This window comes from Stenotrophomonas maltophilia group sp. SKK55 (assembly GCF_057179845.1).
This window is the reverse complement of the sequence record NZ_JBXUHP010000059.1, coordinates 71589-92105: the sequence shown is the minus strand read 5'-3', so window position 1 is coordinate 92105 and position 20517 is coordinate 71589. Positions and strand designations below refer to the sequence as shown.

The 20517-nt window shown below is 67.0% G+C and carries 17 protein-coding genes; 6 read left to right on the top strand and 11 right to left on the bottom strand.

Going from position 1 to position 20517, the window contains the following annotated elements:
- Positions 1-51: 51 nt before the first annotated feature.
- The 6 genes from dld to AC2A1N_RS18455 all read right to left on the bottom strand — a co-directional run bounded on the left by dld (position 52) and on the right by AC2A1N_RS18455 (position 6930).
- Entirely contained in the window at positions 52-1752 is a 1701-nt protein-coding gene (gene dld, locus AC2A1N_RS18480; protein ID WP_242892330.1) for a D-lactate dehydrogenase, read from the bottom strand.
- A complete protein-coding gene (gene lldD, locus AC2A1N_RS18475) occupies positions 1749-2888 on the bottom strand; it encodes an FMN-dependent L-lactate dehydrogenase LldD (protein WP_484373108.1) in 1140 nt (379 codons plus the stop codon). Before lldD ends, dld begins: the two co-directional genes overlap by 4 nt.
- A 4-nt stretch (positions 2889-2892) precedes the next feature.
- Positions 2893-3657 carry a transcriptional regulator LldR gene (gene lldR / locus AC2A1N_RS18470; RefSeq protein ID WP_061479102.1) on the bottom strand — a complete coding sequence of 255 codons (765 nt, stop codon included), beginning with the start codon at positions 3655-3657 and terminating at the stop codon, positions 2893-2895.
- 53 nt (positions 3658-3710) lie between these two features.
- The gene (gene lldP / locus AC2A1N_RS18465) at positions 3711-5369 is read right to left on the bottom strand and encodes an L-lactate permease (protein ID WP_061479124.1); all 1659 of its coding nucleotides are present in this window, start codon (positions 5367-5369) and stop codon (positions 3711-3713) included.
- A gap of 223 nt (positions 5370-5592) precedes the next feature.
- Positions 5593-6045 carry an MgtC/SapB family protein gene (locus tag AC2A1N_RS18460; protein ID WP_005413774.1) on the bottom strand — a complete coding sequence of 151 codons (453 nt, stop codon included), beginning with the start codon at positions 6043-6045 and terminating at the stop codon, positions 5593-5595.
- Between the two features lie 126 nt (positions 6046-6171).
- Positions 6172-6930 (bottom strand): SDR family NAD(P)-dependent oxidoreductase, encoded by a 759-nt coding sequence (locus AC2A1N_RS18455; RefSeq protein ID WP_061479101.1) that lies wholly within the window; start codon positions 6928-6930, stop codon positions 6172-6174.
- 320 nt (positions 6931-7250) lie between these two features.
- Here AC2A1N_RS18455 and AC2A1N_RS18450 point away from each other — a divergent pair, with 320 nt between their 5' ends.
- Complete coding sequence (locus tag AC2A1N_RS18450) at positions 7251-8204, top strand: helix-turn-helix transcriptional regulator (protein WP_484373105.1); 954 nt, start codon at positions 7251-7253, stop codon at positions 8202-8204.
- A 120-nt stretch (positions 8205-8324) separates the two neighbouring features.
- Here AC2A1N_RS18450 and AC2A1N_RS18445 read toward each other — a convergent pair whose 3' ends face one another.
- The 3 genes from AC2A1N_RS18445 to AC2A1N_RS18435 all read right to left on the bottom strand — a co-directional run bounded on the left by AC2A1N_RS18445 (position 8325) and on the right by AC2A1N_RS18435 (position 12200).
- Complete coding sequence (locus tag AC2A1N_RS18445; protein ID WP_484373103.1) at positions 8325-10235, bottom strand: CocE/NonD family hydrolase; 1911 nt, start codon at positions 10233-10235, stop codon at positions 8325-8327.
- A gap of 220 nt (positions 10236-10455) precedes the next feature.
- Positions 10456-10842: a DUF4440 domain-containing protein gene (locus AC2A1N_RS18440; protein WP_346477172.1), complete on the bottom strand. Its 387-nt coding sequence runs from the start codon at positions 10840-10842 to the stop codon at positions 10456-10458.
- Positions 10842-12200, bottom strand: a complete 1359-nt coding sequence (locus AC2A1N_RS18435) for an MFS transporter (protein ID WP_484373101.1) — start codon at positions 12198-12200, stop codon at positions 10842-10844. The genes AC2A1N_RS18440 and AC2A1N_RS18435 overlap by 1 nt, the downstream gene beginning before the upstream one ends.
- 105 nt (positions 12201-12305) lie before the next feature.
- Between AC2A1N_RS18435 and AC2A1N_RS18430 the strand changes: the two genes are divergently transcribed.
- Entirely contained in the window at positions 12306-13211 is a 906-nt protein-coding gene (locus AC2A1N_RS18430) for a LysR family transcriptional regulator (protein ID WP_484373099.1), read from the top strand.
- A 179-nt stretch (positions 13212-13390) separates the two neighbouring features.
- On the opposite strand, the gene AC2A1N_RS18425 is transcribed toward AC2A1N_RS18430, so the two are convergent.
- Positions 13391-16186 (bottom strand): beta-glucosidase, encoded by a 2796-nt coding sequence (locus AC2A1N_RS18425; RefSeq protein ID WP_484373097.1) that lies wholly within the window; start codon positions 16184-16186, stop codon positions 13391-13393.
- Between the two features lie 338 nt (positions 16187-16524).
- Here AC2A1N_RS18425 and AC2A1N_RS18420 point away from each other — a divergent pair, with 338 nt between their 5' ends.
- Positions 16525-16959, top strand: coding sequence for a VOC family protein (locus tag AC2A1N_RS18420; RefSeq protein ID WP_010485036.1), 435 nt, complete (start codon positions 16525-16527; stop codon positions 16957-16959).
- 134 nt (positions 16960-17093) lie between these two features.
- Entirely contained in the window at positions 17094-17798 is a 705-nt protein-coding gene (locus tag AC2A1N_RS18415; protein ID WP_061479096.1) for an AraC family transcriptional regulator, read from the top strand.
- A gap of 9 nt (positions 17799-17807) precedes the next feature.
- On the opposite strand, the gene AC2A1N_RS18410 is transcribed toward AC2A1N_RS18415, so the two are convergent.
- Positions 17808-18686 carry a sterol desaturase family protein gene (locus tag AC2A1N_RS18410; RefSeq protein ID WP_242892350.1) on the bottom strand — a complete coding sequence of 293 codons (879 nt, stop codon included), beginning with the start codon at positions 18684-18686 and terminating at the stop codon, positions 17808-17810.
- 115 nt (positions 18687-18801) lie between these two features.
- Between AC2A1N_RS18410 and AC2A1N_RS18405 the strand changes: the two genes are divergently transcribed.
- Positions 18802-19752 (top strand): LysR family transcriptional regulator, encoded by a 951-nt coding sequence (locus AC2A1N_RS18405; RefSeq protein ID WP_181357914.1) that lies wholly within the window; start codon positions 18802-18804, stop codon positions 19750-19752.
- 92 nt (positions 19753-19844) lie between these two features.
- Complete coding sequence (locus AC2A1N_RS18400) at positions 19845-20495, top strand: DsbA family oxidoreductase (RefSeq protein WP_484373094.1); 651 nt, start codon at positions 19845-19847, stop codon at positions 20493-20495.
- Positions 20496-20517 lie beyond the last annotated feature (22 nt).

Genomic DNA, 20517 nt, shown 5'->3' with positions numbered 1-20517 from the left:
CTCGACTGCTGTTTATCAGGAAGAGCAGCCGAGCATAGGCTCGGCTCTACATCATCCGCAGTCGCAGCTGCCCCACCCCTTCGCCTTCGAGGTCTGGCCGATGCCCGGGTTGAACGTATTGCTCGGGTCCAGCTGCTTGTAGAACCCGGCCAGCGCCGGCTTGGCCGGGTACAGGTGGCCGACGTTGTGCTCGGCCGGATACTCGGCGCCACGCTGGTCCAGCAGCGCCCACATCGCGTGCTCGATCGCCATCGGGTCTTCGCCCTTGCGCGCGATGTAGTCCTGATGGAACACGTGGCACAGGAAGTGCCCGTAATACAGCTTGTGCAGCAGACGGGCGTCGATATCGGGTGGCAGCTGCTCGAACCAATCCGTATCGTCGCGGCGCAATGCGATATCCAGCGCGACGATGTCCTGCACCTGCTCACGATGCACTTCGCGATAGCGGACTGCCGCACCGGCCACCGCGAAGCGATGCAGGAACGCCTTGCGTCCCTCCTCGGCCGTGCAGTGGAAATAGCCGCCTTCGTGCCCGGCGAAGAACCCGCGCAACCAGGCCTCGGTTTCCGCAGCGTCCTGGGCAGAGACCTTCAGCAACAGGTGATGCTCGTAACGTTGCCGGAACTCGCCCATGCGCTTTGGCAGGTGCGAGGGCAGCAGGCCGGTCAGCACCTGCATCACCCGGTCGGTCACCCCGCGCAGGCCCAGCCGTTCGAACCAGCCATCGATGCGGCTCTTCAATGCAAACGCCGCGGGCACACGGGAGGTACCGAGGCGATCAATCAGCAGGAAGCTGTCCTTGCCGTAGCGCTCGCCGATGTCATAGGCATCGCGGTGAATGTACTCGCCCGCGATCGGCAGGCGCTCGAAGCCGGTCAGCAGCTGGCGACGGATCGCGGTGAGGCTGTCGGTGCGGTTGCTGCCGATGTAGAAGACTTCGGCGGCCTCCTTTTCGAAGGTGTCCAGGCGCACCGCGAACACCGCCAGCTTGCCCGCGGACCCGGCCGCCTCGAAATGGCGGCTGGGATCGGCGTTGAAACGTGCGGGGGTATCGGCATCGACCTTGCGTACTTCCTCGGCATAGCGTGGATCGGAAGCCGCACGGCCGTCGCCATCGCCCACGTCGGCGGCCGTGTAGTCACCGGCCTGCAGGCGCTGCAGGATCTGCTCGGGCGTATCACCCAGCGCGATGCCCAGATGGTTGACCAGCTGCAACTGGCCCTGCGCATCGACCTGCGCATACAGCGCCAGCTCGGTGTAGGCCGGGCCGCGACGCACCAGCGCGCCACCGGAGTTGTTGCAGATGCCGCCCAGCACCGAGGCGCCGATGCAGGACGAGCCGATCACCGAATGCGGTTCGCGACCCAGCGGTGCCAGCGTCTGCTCCAGTCGGTCCAGCGTCGCACCGGGCAGGCACAGCACCTGGCGGCCTTCGTTCAACAGCTGGATGCCGGTCAGGCGCAGCGTGCTGACCAGCACGATGGGCCGGCCGTAGTCATCGCCGTCTGGGGTCGAGCCACCGGTCAGCCCGGTGTTGGCCGCCTGCAGGATGATCGCGGCGCCGCCCTGCACCGCTGCCTGCAGCACGCGCCACAGTTCCAGCAGCGTCCCCGGTCGCACCACCGCCAGCACTGGGCCATCGCCGAAGCGGTAGCCGCGACGGAAGCGCCGCGTGGCCTTGTCGCCGGTCAGTACATGGCGATTGCCGACCGCATCGCGCAACTGTGCCAGCACGGCGTCGTGGCCGCTCATGGCAGGCTGACCAGCGAATCGCGGCCGATGTCGGCGATGCGGCGCGCACCGGTCAGGGTCATCGCCACGCGCATTTCCTTGGCGATCAGGTCCAGCAGGTTGGCCACGCCGGCCTCGCCCTGCGCGGCCAGCGCATAGACGAAGGCACGCCCCAGCAGCACGGTATCGGCCCCCAGCGCCAGCATGCGCACCACGTCCAGGCCGGTACGGATGCCCGAATCGGCGAGAATCTTCAGATCGCCCTGTACCGCGTCGGCAATCGCCGGCAGTGCACGTGCGGTGGACAGCACGCCGTCCAGCTGGCGGCCACCGTGATTGGAGACCACGATGCCATCGGCACCGAACTTCACCGCATCACGCGCGTCATCCGGGTCGAGGATGCCCTTGATCACCATCGGGCCCTTCCAGAATTCGCGGATCCACTCCAGGTCCTTCCACGAAATGGAGGGATCGAAGTTGCTGCCCAGCCAGCCGATGTAGTCCTCCAGCCCGGTCGGGTTGCCGCGGTAGGTGGAGATGTTGCCGAGGTCATGCGGGCGGCCGAACAGGCCCACGTCCCACGCCCAGTGCGGATGGGTGATGGCCTGGCCGATGCGGCGCAGCGAGGCATTCGGGCCGCTCATGCCCGAGTGTGCATCGCGGTAGCGCGCGCCCGGCACCGGCATGTCCACGGTGAATACCAGCGTGGTCACGCCGGCGGACTGTGCACGCTTCAGCGCATTGCGCATGAAGCCACGGTCGCGCAGCACGTACAGCTGGAACCACATCGGCCGCTGGATGGCCGGTACCACTTCCTCGATCGGGCACACCGACACCGTGGACAGGGTGAACGGGATGCCGCGGCTGTCGGCCGCGCGCGCCGCCTGTACCTCGCCGCGCCGCGCATACATGCCGGTCAGGCCGACCGGCGCCAGCGCCACCGGCATCGCCAGTTTTTCGCCGAACAGCTCGGTTTCCAGGCTCAGGTCGGACATGTTGCGCAGGATGCGCTGGCGCAGCGCGATGTCGGACAGGTCGGAAACGTTGCGCTTCAGCGTGTGCTCGGCATACGCGCCGCCATCGATGTAGTGGAACAGGAACGGCGGCAGCCGGCGTTCGGCAGCAGCACGGTAATCGGTGGAGGCGGAGATGATCATGGGGTCAACCGTGGGGGGAAGGCAGGCGCGAGGCCCGCGCACGCCGGGCTTCGTTGTCATCGAGGGTGCGCAGCGTGGTGTGCACGAACTCGAGGTGGGCATGCGCGGCGGCGCGCGCGCGTTCGGCGTCGCCGGCCAGCACCGCATCCATCATCTCGCGGTGCTGGTCGGACAGCGGCGAGAAGGTCCTCGCCGAGGTGTAGAGCTTTTCGCGGCTCTGCGAGATGTTGGTCTGCAGCAGTTCGAACAGGCCGCGCATCACCTGCAGAAGGACCAGGTTGTGCGAGGCCTCGGCGATGGACAGGTGGAAGGCCGCGTCGGCCTCGGCTTCGCCGGTGGGGTCGTCCTTACCGTGCGCGTCCATCATGGTCTGGAAGGCCTGTGCGATGCGCGCGCGGTCCTCGTCGGTGGCACGCAGCGCCGCATGCCAGGCGGTGGCACCTTCCAGCGCGTGGCGGATCTCCAGCACGTCGAAGCGGTATTCCGGGTCGCCCTGGAACAGCGGCAGGTACGGCGCCAGCGGTTCATCCAGCGCCTGCCGCGCGCGTGCCGCAGGCTCGGCCACGTAGGTGCCGCCACCGACGCGTGCGGTCAGCAGGCCCTGGCTGGCCAGCTGCGCGATGGCCTCGCGCAAGGCCGTGCGCGAGACCCCCAGCTGCACCGCCAGGGTGCGCTCTGCGGGCAGCCGGTCACCCGGCTGCAGCCGTTGTTCCTGCACCAGGCCGCGCAGCTGCGCGGCCACCTTGTCGGAAATACGTTGCGTGCTCATGGCGCCATTGTGGCCCGAAGCGCGCAGCGGGTGGTCGGCCAGCCGCGCATGGCTCAGGGAATCATCCAGGTCAGCCAGTAAGCCTGGGCCAGGGTGATCAGGCCGACCATCGTGGTGAAGATCAGGCTGTGCTTGACCGTGAAGCGGAACAGATCCGACTCCTTGCCGGCCAGGCCGACCGCCGCGCAGGCAATGGCGATCGACTGCGGCGAGATCATCTTGCCGGTGACACCACCGGTGGTGTTGGCCGCCACCAGCAGCACGTCGGACACGCCGATCTGCTGTGCGGTGGTGGCCTGCAGTGCCGAGAACAAGGCATTGGACGAGGTGTCCGAACCGGTCAGGAACACGCCGAGCCAGCCCAGGAACGGTGAGAAGAACGGGAACGCGTCGCCGGTATGCGCCAGCGCCAGGGCCAGCGTGGCAGACAGTCCCGAGTAGTTGGCGATGAAGGCGAACGCCAGCACCATGCCAATCGAGTAGATCGGCATGCGCAGCTCACGCACGGTCTCGCCGAAGGTCTGCAGCGCCGAACGGGCCGGCATGCGCAGCGCGATGATGGCGATCAACGCGGCCAGGATGATCGAGGTACCGGTGGCCGAGAACCAGTCGAATTTATAGACCGCCTCATAGCTCAGCGGCGCATCCACGATCGGTGGCATCTTCTGCACCAGCTGATCCAGGCCCGGCACCGGGATCTTCAGCACCCAGCCTTCCAGCGGGCCGCCCGCCGCGAACAGCGACTTGAACGGCTTGATGCTCCACAGCGTGACCATCGCGGTGAGGATCAGGAACGGCGACCATGCCCTGGCGATCTGGCCGACGCTGTGGCGCGGTGCCTCCAGTGCCTGTGCGGCCGCCTCGGCGCTGGTTTCGGTGTCGAAACGGAAGATCCGTACCGGCTTCCAGCGGCGCAGGAACAGGGTAAGGCACACCAGCGACGCCAGCGAGGCGGTGATGTCCGGCAGCTCCGGGCCGATGAAGTTGGAGGTCAGGTACTGCGCGATGGCGAACGAACCACCCGCAACGAGCACCGCCGGCCAGGTCTCCTTGATACCCCGCCAACCATCCATGATCGCCATGATCCAGAACAGCACGATGATGGTCAGGAACGGCAGCTGGCGACCGGCCATCTGGCCGATCTCGAATGCATCCAGGCCGGTGACCTGCCCGGCCACGATGATCGGAATGCCCATCGCGCCGAACGCTACCGGCGCAGTGTTGACGATCAGGCACAGGCCGGCGGCATACAGCGGCTTGAAGCCCAGCCCGACCAGCAGCGCCGCGGTGATCGCCACTGGCGCACCGAAACCGGCCGCACCTTCCAGGAAGGCACCAAAGGCGAAGCCGACCATCAGCATCTGCAGGCGCTGGTCTTCAGTCACCGACAGGATCGAGGCGCGGATGATGTCGAACTGTCCGGTCTTGACCGAGACCTTGTAGAGGAACACCGCGCCGATGATGATCCACGCGATCGGCCACAGGCCGTAGACGAAGCCGAAGCCGGCCGCGCCCAGCGCCTGGGGCAACGGCATGCGGTAGAACAACAGGGCCACGCCGAGTGCGATGGCCACGGTGATCGTGCCGGCCAGCCAGCCCTTCATGCGCAGCACGGCCAGGGCAACGAAGAAGAACGCGATCGGCAGCAGCGCGATCAGGCTGGACAACCACAGGTTGCCGGCGGGGTCGTACAGGTGTTGCCAGGGCTGCATGAAGACTCTCGACTGGAAACGGAAGGGGCCCACCGCAGGCGGTGGGTCGCCGTGGCCGCTGATCATTGGTATTACCATTAATGATTGCGATCCGACCACTTGCGGCGGATTTAACCGCCTCTCCGACGAAGAGCCTATTAGACCATAGGGCTAGCCTTCATATTGGTCCGACCATTATGGACTTGCTGGTAGTGCCGGCTGCTGGCCGGCAACTCGACCTTCCCTACGAAATCCGCTTCTCCAACCGCCGCATCACCGCCAGCACCAGCACGCACAGCACGCTGACCCCGATAGCGATCACGTACTTGCTGATCCCCACCGCGATGCCGATGGCCGCCGCCATGATCAACGAGCTGGCCGTGGTCAGGCCGCTGACCTGGTCCTCGCGTGACCCACGCAGGATGGTGCCAGCGGCAACGAAGCCGACACAGGCGACCACCGCTTCGATCAGGCGCACCGGATCAACCTGCAGCAAGTCGCGGTAGCGCTCCTGCTGGAAATGCTCGGCCACCGAGTCGCCAAGGCCGACGATCAACGCGGCGGCCCCTGCGATCAGCATGTGCGTACGCAGGCCAGCGGCGTGCTTGCCCATCTCGCGCTCGACGCCGAGCACGCCGCCGAACAGCATCGCTGCGGCAACGCGCAGCAGGATCGAGACATCCTGGGTAAGTTCCATGGGAAAGCTCCGGAATTTTCCCGGAGCGTCGCGCGGCGATTGTGGGACGGCGGTGAAGGCCATGGCACGCCTTCTTCACCGCCCGCTTTCATCCACGCATGGCGTGGATCTGCGGGCCGCATTCGCTCACTGCGCGAGGTAGCCACCATCGATGGCGTAGTACGTGCCGGTCGCGAACGAGGCATCGTCGCTGGCCAGCCAGGCTACCAATGCGGCCACTTCCTCCGGCGTACCCAGCCGCTTCAACGCATGCCGCCCTTCCAGCGTGGCGCGCACCTTCGGGTCCATCTTCTCCAGCAGCGGTGTGCTGATGAAGCCCGGGCCGACCGCGTTGACACGAATGCCGTCGGCCGCATGCTCCCAGGCGGCGGTCTGGGTCAGCCCGACCACGCCGTGCTTGGCCGCCACGTACGCAGTGGAACCGGCATAGCCCACCTGGCCCAGGATCGAGGCCATGTTGATGATGCTGCCGCCCGTGCCGGCCGCGCGCATGGCCTGGATCTGCGCACGCTGGCACAGGAACACGCTGGTGAGGTTGACATCGATCACGCGCTGCCAGCCATCGATAGGATAGTCACCGCTGGCGGCGGCCGGCCCGCTGATGCCGGCGTTGTTGACCGCCACGTGCAGGCCGTCGAGTTCCTTGATCGTGCGCTGCACCGCTGCCTCCACCGCCGCGTCGTCGGTGACGTCAAGCGCGATGCCGATGGTCTGTGTGCCGGTGCTGCGCAACTGCGCCACGGTGGCATCCACTGCATCCTGCTTGAGGTCCCAGACCGAGATACGGGCACCGGATGCGGCCAGCGTCTGGGCCACGGCCAGGCCGATGCCCGACACACCGCCGGTCACGATCGCGGTCTTGCCGGTGAGCTGGTAGTCAATCATCTGCGTTTTCCATATGCGGGGGTATCGAAGTGGCCTGCAACAGCCAACCCACCCACCTTACGCGCGCGCCCGTGATGGCCGGGCTGACACCGCGTCTCCAGATCGTTCCAGCCATGAAACCTCAACTGCAGTTTATGTATGGAATTACGTACGGATATGCGTGCAAAACGCCGGCGTATGCTCGTCGACATTTTCACTTTGGCCGTAATCGCCAATCGGTTTGACCTTATTGAAGTCAATAGCGCGCGAATCGCGGCGACAATGGGAAACGCTTCCAGTTTCTTCGACACCTTCAATTCAACCTGTGTTTGCGCAGAGCGATGTCCCGATATTTCACTTTTGCTGATTACCGCCAGTTCGGCGAACGCCATGGCTACGACTACCGGATCGAAGGGAGTGAACTGCGCGACGACCAATGGGCAGGGCGTGGCGACGTCCACGAACAGTCACTGCGCGGTGGCTTGGGCCTGATCGCCTCGGACGTGCACAACCGGTTCACCTACACGGCCACCGCTGTGCACGGTGCCGGCCTGACCATCCGCCTGATGCTGCAGGGCGAAGTGGATGTCCAGTTTCCTCATCGCAAGGGATTCACCCTGCGCGCCGGCACAGGCATGACCACCAGCCACCATGAACCAGTGTCGATGGCCGGACTGCATCCCGGTGGCAGCCACCTGCGGGGGGTCAGCTTGAGCGTACCGGCCGATCTGGACGTGGACATGCTGCGCCTGCCGGCACTGCAACGGGTCCTTCATTCCCCTCTGCAGTGCCGTCACTGGGCCATTCCGCATGCCTTGCTGCCGACGCTCGCCCAGTTGTTCGACAGCCCCTGGCAGGACGACATCGATGCGCTGTGGCGCGAAGGCGTGGCCCTTCAGGTGTTGGCCGTCGGCCTGCAGGCCCAGGATATGCAGACCGAGCATGTACGCACGCTGCGCGCCGGCCAGCGCGAGCGACTGGAGCGCGTGCGCAGCTACCTGCATGACGACCCCAGCCATGCCCACAGCCTGATCGAACTGGCCCAGCTGGCCTGCATGAGCCCCAGCTCCTTGCGCCGCCATTTTGCCCAGCAATATGGAAGCTCGGTGTTCGACTACCTGCATGAGCAGCGCATGCGCCATGCCGAACAGGGCCTGCGCGAGAACGGATGGACCGTCGAGCAGGCTGCCGCCGCCAGCGGCTACCGCCCCCCCAGCAACTTCGCCGCCGCGTTCCGCAAGCGCTTCGGCCTGGTCCCCAGCCGCTGGCGCACGGGCCCGTCGAAGGTGGGCTGAAGGCCCGGGCCCTGGCAGGTGTCGACCTTGGTCGACACGCTCCTGCGCCATTGCGGATGCCGGCCAGCGGCCGGCACTACCACGTGCTACCAGGCACGGCCCGGCGCCACCCTGCGGGCCTCAATACACCGGCAGATCGATGTAGCTGGCCTGCGCAGCGCTGTGCCACACGCGCTGCGTGGCCTTCTGGTAATCGCCTGGCTTGGCCAGGTAGATGTTCGGCACGTAGGTCTGCGGATTGCGGTCGTACAGCGGGAACAGGCTGGACTGCACCTGCACCATCACCCGGTGGCCCTTCTGGAACGTATGGTTGGCGTTGGGCAGATCGAAGCGATACGGCAGCACCTGGTTGGCGGCCAGCGGCTTCGGATCGCTGAAGCTCTCGCGGTAGCGGCCACGGAAGATCGCCAGCGACACCGGCAGCTCGTAGCCACCCATCTCCGGCGTGGACGCTTCCTGGTCCGGATACACGTCAATCAGCTTCACCACCCAGTCGCTGTCGGTGCCACTGGTCGAGGCCTGCAGGTGAACCACCGGCGTGCCGCCGATGCGCAGCGGCGCGGCCAGCGGTTCGGTGATGAAGGTCAGCACGTCCGGGCGACCATCGACGAAGCGCTGGTCCTTGACCAGCCAGGTGGTCCACATGTCGCGGTCACCGAAACGTACCGGGCGCGGCACGAACGGCACCGGCTTGGCCGGATCGGACACATACTCCTCGAAGTCGCCCTCGCCCGCCGCCGGTGCCTGGAACGCCAGCTTGCCCCCGGCGCGCAGGTACAGCGGCTTGCTGCTGGCAGCACAGCCCTTGTCGCAGCTGCGCGGCCAGCCCTTCAAGCGGTCCCAGTGGTTTTCGCCGGTGTTGTAGATCAGCACCGGTGGCGTATCGGCCTTCGGCGCGCCATCCACCAGGTACTGGTCAAAGAAGGGCTTGAGCACGTCGCGGCGGAACTGCAGCGCGGTATCGCCGTCGAACTTCAGCGCACCCAGTTCGCTGCCGCTGTAGTTCACCTGGCTGTGTCGCCACGGCCCCATCACCAGGTAATTGCGGTTGTTGCCGCTATCGCGTCCTTCCATCGCCTGATAGGCGTGGTTGGCACCCCACATGTCCTCCTGGTCCCACAGGCCCTGCAGCCACATGGTCGGCACCTTCAGCGGTGTCTTTGCCATCACCGCGTCCAGCGCCTGGCCCTGCCAGAAGCCGTCATAGGCCGGATGCTCGACCAGCTTCTTCCACCAGGTCAACTGGTCCACGCCGGTGAAACGCGCGTAGTCGCCTGCCGAGCCGATGCGCAGGAAGGTGCTGTAATCGTCGTAGCCGAGGCTGGGCAGCGGCGTACCCTTACCGCGCTTCTCGGTCTGCATGGCGAAGTAGTTGAAGTTGACCTGGCGGAACGCACCGTAGTTGAGCCAGTCGTCACCCATCCAGCCATCGACCATCGGGCTCTGTGGTGCGGCCACTTTCAGTGCCGGGTGCGGGTCGGTCAGCGCCATCACCACGGTGAAGCCCTCGTACGACGAGCCGAGCATGCCGACCTTGCCATTGCTCTCCGGCACGTTCTTCACCAACCAGTCGATGGTGTCCCAGGCGTCGGTGGAATGGTCGACCTGGGTGTTGTTCAATGGCCCGCGCAGCGGCCGGGTCATCACGTAATCGCCTTCGGAGCCGTACTTGCCGCGGATGTCCTGGAACACGCGGATGTAACCGCCGTCGACGAACACCTCGTCGCCCTGCGGCAGCAGGTCGCGCATGCGTGGCGAATCACTGCGGCTGGCGCGGCCAGCGGCATCGTAAGGTGTGCGGGTCAGCAGGATCGGCGCGTTGCGGGCACCCTTGGGCACCACGATCACGGTATACAGCTTGGTACCATCACGCATCGGCACCATCACCACGCGCTTGTCGTAGTCACGACCGACATCGGGGGCAACGAACGGCTTGCCGCTGATGTCCGGGGTCATCGGCGGGGTATCGGCGGCCAGCACGGTGCTGGACAGGCAAAGGGCAATGGCTACAGCGACGGCACGCACATGCATGGACAACCCCTCCCGGCAGGAAAGCCCCAAGCCTACTCCTGCCTGGCGCCGTGAAGTGTGTGCAGGCTTTGCATTCTTCGGTGGATGCAGGCAGGACTGATGGCACATGTGCGGCTCGACGGGCACGCATCGATCTGGCCGTTGTAGAGCCGAGCCCACGCTCGGCTGGGGCCACCGCAACCTCCGAAGAGCAGCCGAGCGTGGGCTCGGCTCTACAGCATCAGGCTGCCGTCACCTCATGCAGCGCCAGCCAGCACCAGCGCCCCTGCTCGTGCCTCAGTACCGCCAGCGACTCCCGCCATGCGGGTGCGCCGCCGTCGACCGAATGCCCTTCGCGATAGCGCAGCACCGCCAGCGGTGATGGCGCTTCCACCGCCTGCACGGCGTCGATGGAAATCTGCAGTCCTGGACGCGCGCCATGACCGCCCGCGAACAGTGCCTGCACGGCCTTCCGGTCCAGCCTGCGACCCGCGATGCCCACCATGCTGAAGTCTGCACAGAAGTGCGCCATCAGATCCTCCAGCGCATCGGCGCCGACATCGGCACGGAACCAGGCCTGCAGCTTGTCGTGCAGGAGGTGGATTTCATGTTCTGCACTGATGTCCATCAAGCATTCTCGGGTTGGGAAAGGGAAACTGCGTCCGACCGGCGCAGCAGCGTCATCGGCAACAGCGTCATTGCAGCGGCCAAACCCAGCGCCACGCTGGTGGCGCGTGCCGGCAGCCATTGCATGGCCAATGCCAGCAGCAGTGCGATGGCGGCGGTGCCGAGGCAGAAGCTGAGCTGGCGGTTGAGGTTCCAGAGTGCACTGGCATCGCCCAACGCCTCACCTTCCACGCCATGGAAGGCCAGCGTCTGCGCGGTGCTGCTGCACAGGCTGCCGCCGGCGCCCATCAGCGCGAACAACAATCCAGCCAGCACGAAGGACGGCTGTGGCAGCAGCGCCATCAACAGCAGGCCGCTGGCCTGCAGCAGCATGCCCGTACGTAGTACCGTGGCCGGGCCGAAGCGAGCCAGCAGGCGCTTGCTGGCCGTGATCGCAGTGGCCGAGGCCAGCGCCCACGGCAGCATCAGCGCGCCGATGCGTGCCGCGCTGTAGCCGGCCTGGTGCAGCTGCAGGGTACTGACCAGTTGGCTGCCGATGAACACACCGGGTACGGCGAGATACACTAGCATCGCCAGCCGCAGCCCGCGATGGGACAGCAGCGACCAGCGCAGCAGTGGCTGCGCCTGCTGACGTGCATGCCGCAGGTGCGCCGCCGCCAGCAACAGCGCGGCCAGCAGCAACACGGCACCTGCACCGCGATGTCCCGATTCGCCCAGCCAGGTCAACGCCAGCAGCAGCGCGCCCAGCGCCATCATCGCCGTGGAGAGCGCATAGGCCTGCAGGCGCGGCGCACTGCGCGCGCCATCAGCCGGCATCCAGGCCAGCACCAGCCCGATCGCCACCACCGCCAAGGGCAGACTGGCCCAGAGCACACCGCGCCAGGACAACCACTGCACCAGCAGCCCGCCCAACGCGGGCGCCAGTGCCGGCACCAGCAGCGCCACCAGCAGGATGCGCCGGGTCAACGCGCCACGCTGCTCGGGCGTGCACTGGCGGTAGGCCGCGGCCTGCGCCACTGGAATCAGCAGGCCGCCGGCCAGCCCCTGCAGCAGGCGCCAGCCCAGCAGCCAGCCGATACCCGGCGCAGCGCCGGCCATCACAGCGGCAGCCGCGAACAACAGCAACGCCACCAGCAGCAAGCGACGCTCGCCGCAACGCGCAGCCAGCCAGGGCGCCAGCGGAATCACAACGCTCAGCCCCAGCATGTAGGCCGTGCCAACCCAGGCCAGGGTACCGACATCAGCGTGCAGTTCCGCTGCCAGTGCCGGATAGGCCACCGTCGCGATGAACATGTTGACCAGATCCAGGGCGAACACCAGCAGGAAGATCGCCTCATGGCGCAGGCGGGGGGGCGGCATCGGCGGCGCTCCAGCGGAGAAGTCGCCAGCATGCCGTGCGGGCCTTGTTGGAAAAACACGACGACAGCTGCAACACTGTCAAATCTATTTTGACAGTGGATCGCCATGGTCAGCCTCGACCGCTTCGATATCTTCCGCGCCGTGGTCGAGGCCGGCAGCCTGACCGCCGCCGCCGATCGCCTCGGCCTCAGCCGCGCGGTGGTCAGCTTCAACCTGAAGCGGCTGGAACAGGAGCTGGGCGTGGCCCTGCTGCTGCGCAGTACCCGCCACCTGGCCCTGACCGAGGCCGGCGAGCAGTTCCTGCAACATTGCGTGCAGGCACTGGATGCTGCGCAGGCGGCGATCGATGCCGCGCGCCGCGACCAGCACCAGCTGCAGGGCGTGCTGCGCCTGACGACCACGCCGGAGTACGCCCAGCTACGCCTGATTCCCGCGTTGGAGGCGTTCCGCGCGCAGCACCCGGCCCTGCAGCTGCACCTTTCAACTTCTCCAGCGCCAGCGGACCTCATTCCCGAACGCTTCGACCTGGCGATTCGCCTCGGCCGCCTGCCGGACTCGGGCCTGCACGCCAATGAACTGGAACGGCATCCACTGTGCGCGGTAGCGGCGCCGTCACTACTGGCGCGCCTGCCCTCTGCCGATGCGGCCGATGACCCCGTGCAGCTGGGCACCCTGCCCCGCCTCGGCTATCCGCGCCTGGCCGATGTGCCGGTGGTTGCACCTGACGGCAGCGATGCCCTGTTTGCCACCAACCCGGGCAACGCGGTGGTACGCGTGGATGGGGCCAGCAGCCTGCGCGCTTTCGCCGTGGCCGGCGCCGGGGTCACCGTGCTGCCACGCTGGCTGATCGAGGACGACCTGGCCCAGGACCGGCTGCGCCCGGTACTGCGCCAGCACCGTTTCCCGCAGCAGAGCGTGTACGCGGTCTATCCGCACAGTTCGCAGTCTTCACCGAAGGTGCGGCAGCTGATCGATTTCCTGCGCAGGTGGTTTGGCAGCGCGCCCGGGTGATGACGGCGTCCGCCGGGCGCGGCGTTCTGTAGAGCCGAGCCCACGCTCGGCTCCGTTCTACAACAGCCGAGCATGGGCTCGGCGCTACAGTAGATATCCGGTAGCGCCGGGCCGTGCCCGGCGAGCGCAGCGGCAATCTACAACGGACACGGCCCCTTACGGGGCCGTGTCTTCAAGCATCAGCGCAGCACCTGTTCCACCAGCTGCACGTCCACGCTCTGCAGCGGCTCGGCCGCATTGCGCGACAGCTGCACCTGGTAGGTGCCGCCGTCGATCTTCCACTGGCGGGCCTGCGCATCGTAGTGCGCCAGCGTCTTCGGCTCGGCTTCGATGCGGATGCGGCGCTGTTCGCCCGGCTGCAGGCTCACCTTGTCATAGCCGATCAGGCGGATCGGCGTGGTGCTGCCGGCCGGCAGCTTCAGGTACAGCTGGGCCACGTCGGCACCGGCGCGCTTGCCAGTGTTGCGAATGTCCACGCTGGCGACCAGGCGCGAACCTTCCACGCTCACCTTGAGGTTTTCATAGGCGAACGAGGTGTAGGACAGGCCATGACCGAACGCGAAGGTGGGCTTCAGGCCCTTGACCGCCATCCACTTGTAGCCGACGTTGGCGCCTTCGATATCGAAATCGAACACATCACCGAACGGCTTGGCCGGCTTGAAGCCGAGGCCATCGATATGCGGGCGCGGCAGCTGCGATTCGTCCGTCACCCAGGTCACCGGCAGGCGGCCCGACGGATTGACCTGACCGGTCAGCAGCGCGGCGATGCCTTCGCCGCCGCGGATGCCCGGGTACCAGGCCTGCAGCATCGCTGGCACCTGCGCCAGCCAAGGGGTGCGCACCGGGCCGTTGGTTTCCAGCACCAGCACGGTCTTCGGGTTTGCCGCGGCCACCGCCGAGATCAGGGCATCCTGGTTGTCCGGCAGCTGCATGTCCGGCAGGTCCACCGATTCGGCGGCCCACTGGGTGGCGAACAAGATGGCCACATCGGCCTGCGCTGCGGCCCTGGCCGCAGCGGCGGCATTGGTGCCGTCCACATACTCGATGGTTGCGTCCGGACGCGCCGCACGCAGCGATTCCAGCGGCGAGGACGGGTGGAAGATCACCGGGCCCGGCCAGGTGGTCGGCATCACGCCCGGCACCGCATTGGTGCCCTTGGCGGTGACGCCCACCATCGACGAACCACCGCCGCCGATCACGCCCTTGTCGGCATGGCCGCCGATGATGACGATGCGCTTCACGCTGTCGGCCAGCGGCAGCAGGTTGCCCTCATTGCGCAGCAGCACGCTGCCCTCTTCCACCGTGCGCTGGGCGACGGCGAAGCCGGCCTCGGCATCGACCTTCTGGTGCTGCGGCGGGTTGTCGAAGTTGCCATGCAGGAACATCGTGCGCAGGATGCGCGCGACCATGTCATTCAGGCGCGCCTGCGGCACCACGCCGCCATGCACGGCCAGGCGCAGCGGCTCGTCGAAGAACACCGCGGCGTCGAACACTTCACCGGCCGACTGCTGGTCCAGGCCGGCCAGCGCCGCCTTCGAACCGCTGTGCACGCCGCCCCAGTCGGACATCACGAAACCGGGGAACTTCCATTCCTGTTTCAGCACCTGGTTCATCAGGTAGCCGTTCTCGCAGCCGTAGGTGCCGTTGATCTTGTTGTACGAGCACATCGCCACGCCCGGGCGACCGGCTTCCAGCGCGATCTCGAAGGCCAGCAGGTCCGATTCGTGCATGGCCTGTTCGCCGATGCGCACGTCGTGGAAGTTGCGCCGGGTCTCCATGTCGTTCAGCGCGAAGTGCTTCATCGAGGAGATCACGTGCTGGCTCTGCACGCCCTGGATCAGCGCGCCGACCATCGAACCGGCCAGCAGCGGGTCTTCACCGGCGTATTCGAAATTGCGGCCGTTGCGCGGGTCGCGCTGCAGGTTGACGCTGCCCGACAGCAGGATATTGAAACGCTGCTGCCATGCCTCGCGGCCCATGGTCGCGCCACCGGCGAAGGCCACTTCGCGGTTCCAGCTGGACGCGGTGGATGGGCCTGAGGGCATTGCCGTGGCGAAATCGCCCGGACGAATGCCGCCCGGATTGGTCACGCCGACGCCGGCATCGGCCGACTGCTGCGACGGAATGCCCAGCCGCGCCACGCCCGGCACGAAACCGGCCGAACCGACCGCACCTTCCGGCAGTGGGCCACCGTCCTTGCCCAGCCCGAAGTAGCTGTGCAGCATCTGGAACTTCTCATCCTCGGTCATCGCCTTCAGCAGCAGCGCAGCGCGCGCATCGGCGTTGAGGGCGGTGTCCATCCATGGCCTTTCGCCGTGCTTGTCGGCGGCATAGGCCAGTGTCAGCAGGGTGGCGCGCAGGGTGCTGCCCTCCACCTTGAACGGTGCGCTGCTGGCGGCCTGGAAACCGTCGCTGAAATAGCTGGCATCCGCTTCCAGCGCCACACGCGCCGGATCGAAGCCGGCGGCCTTGGCCGATTCACCGGCCACTGCGCCGAGCAGCACCGCCGGTGCACCCAGCCGCGAACGGGTGACCAGCGCCGGCAGCTGCGCGGCACCTGCGCCGGCGTCGGTATAGACCGCCACGGTGTGGCGGCCATCGTCCAGGCGCAGGTAGTTCAGACCCGGCTGGTCCGGGCCGGATTCAGCGGCGATCGGCAGCCGGGTCAGCACGGCCTGGCCGCGTTGGGTCTGGCCATCGTCCTTGCCCGCAGCAATGAAGCGGTATTCGTAACCCAGTCCGTCGGCCAGCACCTGCAGCGGATCGACCTGGCCAATACCGCGCTGCACCTGGCGCACGCTCACCGCGTCCACCTGCAGGGTCTTCAGCTGGGCGGCCAGGGCCGGCATCGCCTCGGCGGTCGGGGCCTGTTCCAGGGTCAGCACGGTGAACGCGGCAGGGTCGGCCCAGGCCGGGGCGGCCAGTGCGACAGACAGGGCCAGGGACAGTGCAAGCGGCTTTGTAAACGTTTTCATCGGCAGGCGTAATTCCGTTGCCAAGGCAATCGGTCCAGGGAAAGTGCCGCCGAAGGGTGCAGCGTTCATGCCGCGCAGGAATTGCCAGGCAACCTCCCGCAGGCCGAAGGACGGGCCGGTCTGCGCCTGGGACCCTCCTCCCGGCGTGACAACCTGCCTGTCCGGGCCGCGCAGGGCGACCCAATCCTGTGAAGATTGTGCGAGGGTGTTCACACCTGTCAACAGGACCTAAGTCACAGAGGCAACCCGGCCAGCGGTTATCAGGCCATCACCGGCGGTCATCAGCAGGCCGCGTGGGGCTGCCGATAATGAGGTGTCACCGGCCCTGGACCCCGCCCATGAACATACACCGCGACTTCGATCATCTCTGGCGTGACCGCTGTGATACCTCCACCCAGCGCAGCCCACGCGTGCTGATCCGGGTATTCGTTGCCCCTGGCGAACTGGAGCGCAGCGTGGCGTTCTACGAGCAGTTGCAGGGTGTGGTGGCCGATGCGGGCTTCCCGTTTCCCGATGCCGGCCTACGCCTGGCGATGGTCGGTGCATTCCTGCTGATCGAAGGTTGCGATGAGGCGCTGGCGCCATTCACTTCGACCACGGGGACGCTGCTGGTCGATGACGTTCGGCCTTATCACGACAAACTGGTCGCCGCCGGTGCCGAGATCATCTTCCCGCTGCAGGTGGTGCCGACCGGGGCGGCGTTCAATGCGGTGCATCCCGATGGCACGGTGGTCGAGTACGTGCATCACCGGCCGGATCCGCACGGGCGGTGAGGGCGCGGCCGGGCGGCGCCGGTACCCGCAGATTCGACAGTTCCCTGCACGGCCTGCTGTAGAGCCGAGCCCATGCTCGGCTGCTCTTCGTTCAACTGTCGGAATATTCGATTTCGATGGAGATTCATCCACGCATGGCGTGGATCTACAATCCCTCCATGTCCTCCCCCGCCCTGCCCTGGAACGGCACGTTGCTGCTGGATGCGCACGCCGCCGTGCTGCACGGCCATGCTGGTGACAGCGCTTTGCATGCGCACTACGCCCATCAATTGCTGCTGAGCGACGGTACGCCCTGGCACGTCGAGATCGATGGCGTACAGCAGCAGGGCCAGCGGCTATGGCTGCCTTCGTTCCAGCCGCACGCGATCCTGTCGGCACCGGAAGCAGGCTGCACGGTGTTCCTTGAGCCGGCGCATGCCGACCTCGAACAGATCCAGCAGCACCTGCACGTGCTGCCCGGCACTGCGATGGAACTGCAGGACTGGTTGCCGCGATTGAGCCGCGCGCAGCCATTGGACCGGCGGGTGCAGGCAGCGCTGGCCCGCATCGCCCAGCACCTTCCGGGCCCGGTGCCGGCCGCCGATATCGCCGAGGCGGCGCACCTGTCGACCAGCCAGCTGCACCGGCGTTTCCAGTCCGAGCTGGCGGTGACCCTGCGCGGCTGGGTGCTGTGGCAACGGCTACGCACTGCGCTCACGCATCATCTGCGCGGGCACACCCTGACCGCCAGCGCGCATGCCGCCGGCTTCGCCGACCTGGCCCATCTCTCGCGCAGCCTGCGCCGCATGTTCGGCATCGGTGCCGCACAGCTGCAGGGCCTGCAGTTGCATGCGACCTGACACGGCCGATCACCCACGCCTGCGCAGGCCTTCGGGCAGCTCCGGCACCTCGCCATGCGGCAGTTCACGAAACGGCGCCAGCAGCTGCCCCGCGTAATCGCGTGGATAGTCCGGTTGGCTGCCGATGCCGAGATCGCATTGCTGCAGCCGATAACCGGGCGCATCGAAGGCGGTCCCCAGCAGATGATCCCATGCGGTCAGGAACAGGCCGAAGTTGACGTCACCGGCGGTACCGTAACGCATGTGATGGAAGCGATGCAGCGGTGCCCACGCCATCACCCGGCCCAGCACACCCAGGCGCATATCCACGTTGGAGTGCTGCAGCAGCAGCTGGATGGCGATGGCAAACGCCAGCACCGCCGCCACCGGCATCGGCAGGCCCAACAGCAGCAACGGCAGCACACCGCCCACCGCTTCGGCCGCCTGGTGCAGTGGGTGTTTCATCAGGCCGTTGAAGCCATACATGCGGGTCACGCTGTGATGCACCGCATGCAGGCGCCACAACCAGCCGATGCGATGGCTTGCGTAGTGCACCAGGGTAATGCCGAGATCGGCAGCGATGATCGCCACCAGTACCTGCAGTGCGAACGGCCACTGCAGCGGCCAGACCTGCCACGGAATGATCGCCGCCAGCAGCGGCACCGCCGCGATCGACAACAGGTTCAGGCCTTCGTTGACCAGCGCATGCAGGGTGTCACGCAGGCGGTCGCCATGATCGTGGTTGAACGCAGGATCGTACGGCCACGCGCGCTCGGCGGCGAACGAGAGCGCAATGGCGGCCGCCAGCAGGGCCAGCAGCCACAACGGATCGCCATGGCAGTGGCCGACCCAGACGACGGCAGTGGCGACGAACCCCAGCAGGAACAGCGGGGCATACAGGCGGAGCATCCAGTGCTTCATGAGCAACCCGGGAAGTGAGGGGCCTGCATGCTGGCGTGGCGTGCGGGTTGCTGGCTTGAACAAACGGCGCAACCCTGCCGCACCGCGTTTCCCACATCCACGCATGGCGTGGATCTACAATGGCGCCCTCATCGCGCCCGGGACCGGCATGGATTCCTTCAACCTGATGCGTGCCTTCCGCCGCATCGTCGAACGCGGCGGGCTGGCCCGCGCCGCCGAAGACCTGGGCATGTCGCCCGCCGGGCTCAGCAAACAGCTGCGCACGCTGGAAGCGCATCTGGGCGTGGTACTGCTGCAGCGGACCACGCGGCGCATGAGCCTGACCGAGACCGGCCACGCCTATTACCGCGAATGCTGCCGCCTGCTCGACGAACTGGACGCATTGGAACGTGGCATCGCCGAGCAGCGTGGCGAGGTGACCGGGCGCCTGCGCGTCAATGTGCCGCAGTCGTTCGCGCTGAGCACGCTGTCGCCGCTGCTGCCCCGCTTCCTGCAGCAGCATCCGCAGCTGTCGCTGGACCTGGTGATGGAAGACCGCCTGCTCGATGCAGTCGGCGAGGGTTTCGATGTGTCGCTGCGGCTGCGTGCCGAGCTGGATGATTCACGCCTGGTGGCACGCCGGCTGGCCTCGCTGCAGCAGGTGCTGTGCGCGGCGCCGTCCTACCTGCAGCAGCATCCGGCGCCCCAGGCAGTAGGCGATCTGCAGGCCCATAGCGTGCTGGCCTACAGCCTGTCCGACTCACCGGGCAGTTGGCCGCTGCTCGGCCCGGATGGCCAGGTGACGATCACCCTGCCGGCACGCGTGACCGTCAACAACAGCCTGCTGCTGCGTGACCTGCTGGTGGCCGGCATGGGCATCGGCGCCCTGCCCTCGTTCCTGGCGGCACCAGCGCTGGCCCGTGGCGAACTGCAGCAGGTGCTGCCCGACCACCGCTATCCGCCGCGCTTCGTGCATGCGGTCTACCCCACCTCGCGCCACCTGCAGCCCAAGGTGCGTGCCTTCATCGACTTCCTGCACGCCGAGCTGCCCGGCTGCGCCGGCCTGGATTCGTAACCGCCAGCGAAAACTGAGCTGCCCACGGCGTGCTGTTTCGGCCACGCCGCGCTGCCTACTCTGCCGCCTCCCCTATCACCGATGGCAGGCAGATGTCTTCCGTTCCTTCCCCCGCCACCGCAGCGCCGGTGGTCGATTTCTTCCACGACGTGGTCTGCGGCTGGTGCTTCGTGCTGGCCCCGCGCCTGCAGCAGGTCTCGGCCGAACTCGGCATCCAGGTGCGCCACCGCAGCTTCGTGCTGCAGGACTCGCGCGCGCAGATGGTCGAGGTGTTCGGCTCGATGGAGCGCGCCAAGGCGATCATCCTGCGCCACTGGACCGACTGCGCCGCGCATGAAGACACCGCGCGCATCGATATCGAAGGCATGCGCGCACAGGACTTCGAGTATCCCTCCGGCTGGCTCGGCGCACTGGCCTGCCAGGCCGCAGGGCTGATCGGTGGCAATGATGCCCATGGCGCGATGTTCGACGCGGTGCAATGGGCGCACCTGCACCAGCACCGCAACATCGGCGACGCGGAAGTACTGCTGGATATTGCCGAATCGCTGGGCCATCCACGTGGCGCCTTCGCTGACCACATGCGCAGCGACGCGGTGCGCCAGCGCGTGCAGGCCGATCGCGCCGACGCTGCCGCGCTCGGCATCCGGTCCATCCCCACCGTGATCGGCGGCAACGGCCTGCGCCTGCAGACCCTGCCGCTGCCGCAATTGCGCCAGGCCCTGGCGCCCCTGGTCGCGGCCTGAGCCGCACCCTCCCCCACCCTGC

What these genes read in the sequence shown, in the direction of transcription:
- dld (WP_242892330.1), bottom strand. Translation starts at nt 1,752, where the DNA reads ATGAGCGGCCACGACGCCGTGCTGGCACAGTTGCGCGATGCGGTCGGC.
- lldD (WP_484373108.1), bottom strand. Translation starts at nt 2,888, where the DNA reads ATGATCATCTCCGCCTCCACCGATTACCGTGCTGCTGCCGAACGCCGG.
- lldR (WP_061479102.1), bottom strand. Translation starts at nt 3,657, where the DNA reads ATGAGCACGCAACGTATTTCCGACAAGGTGGCCGCGCAGCTGCGCGGC.
- lldP (WP_061479124.1), bottom strand. Translation starts at nt 5,369, where the DNA reads ATGCAGCCCTGGCAACACCTGTACGACCCCGCCGGCAACCTGTGGTTG.
- AC2A1N_RS18460 (WP_005413774.1), bottom strand. Translation starts at nt 6,045, where the DNA reads ATGGAACTTACCCAGGATGTCTCGATCCTGCTGCGCGTTGCCGCAGCG.
- AC2A1N_RS18455 (WP_061479101.1), bottom strand. Translation starts at nt 6,930, where the DNA reads ATGATTGACTACCAGCTCACCGGCAAGACCGCGATCGTGACCGGCGGT.
- AC2A1N_RS18450 (WP_484373105.1), top strand. Translation starts at nt 7,251, where the DNA reads ATGTCCCGATATTTCACTTTTGCTGATTACCGCCAGTTCGGCGAACGC.
- AC2A1N_RS18445 (WP_484373103.1), bottom strand. Translation starts at nt 10,235, where the DNA reads ATGCATGTGCGTGCCGTCGCTGTAGCCATTGCCCTTTGCCTGTCCAGC.
- AC2A1N_RS18440 (WP_346477172.1), bottom strand. Translation starts at nt 10,842, where the DNA reads ATGGACATCAGTGCAGAACATGAAATCCACCTCCTGCACGACAAGCTG.
- AC2A1N_RS18435 (WP_484373101.1), bottom strand. Translation starts at nt 12,200, where the DNA reads ATGCCGCCCCCCCGCCTGCGCCATGAGGCGATCTTCCTGCTGGTGTTC.
- AC2A1N_RS18430 (WP_484373099.1), top strand. Translation starts at nt 12,306, where the DNA reads ATGGTCAGCCTCGACCGCTTCGATATCTTCCGCGCCGTGGTCGAGGCC.
- AC2A1N_RS18425 (WP_484373097.1), bottom strand. Translation starts at nt 16,186, where the DNA reads ATGAAAACGTTTACAAAGCCGCTTGCACTGTCCCTGGCCCTGTCTGTC.
- AC2A1N_RS18420 (WP_010485036.1), top strand. Translation starts at nt 16,525, where the DNA reads ATGAACATACACCGCGACTTCGATCATCTCTGGCGTGACCGCTGTGAT.
- AC2A1N_RS18415 (WP_061479096.1), top strand. Translation starts at nt 17,094, where the DNA reads ATGGCGTGGATCTACAATCCCTCCATGTCCTCCCCCGCCCTGCCCTGG.
- AC2A1N_RS18410 (WP_242892350.1), bottom strand. Translation starts at nt 18,686, where the DNA reads ATGCTCCGCCTGTATGCCCCGCTGTTCCTGCTGGGGTTCGTCGCCACT.
- AC2A1N_RS18405 (WP_181357914.1), top strand. Translation starts at nt 18,802, where the DNA reads ATGGCGTGGATCTACAATGGCGCCCTCATCGCGCCCGGGACCGGCATG.
- AC2A1N_RS18400 (WP_484373094.1), top strand. Translation starts at nt 19,845, where the DNA reads ATGTCTTCCGTTCCTTCCCCCGCCACCGCAGCGCCGGTGGTCGATTTC.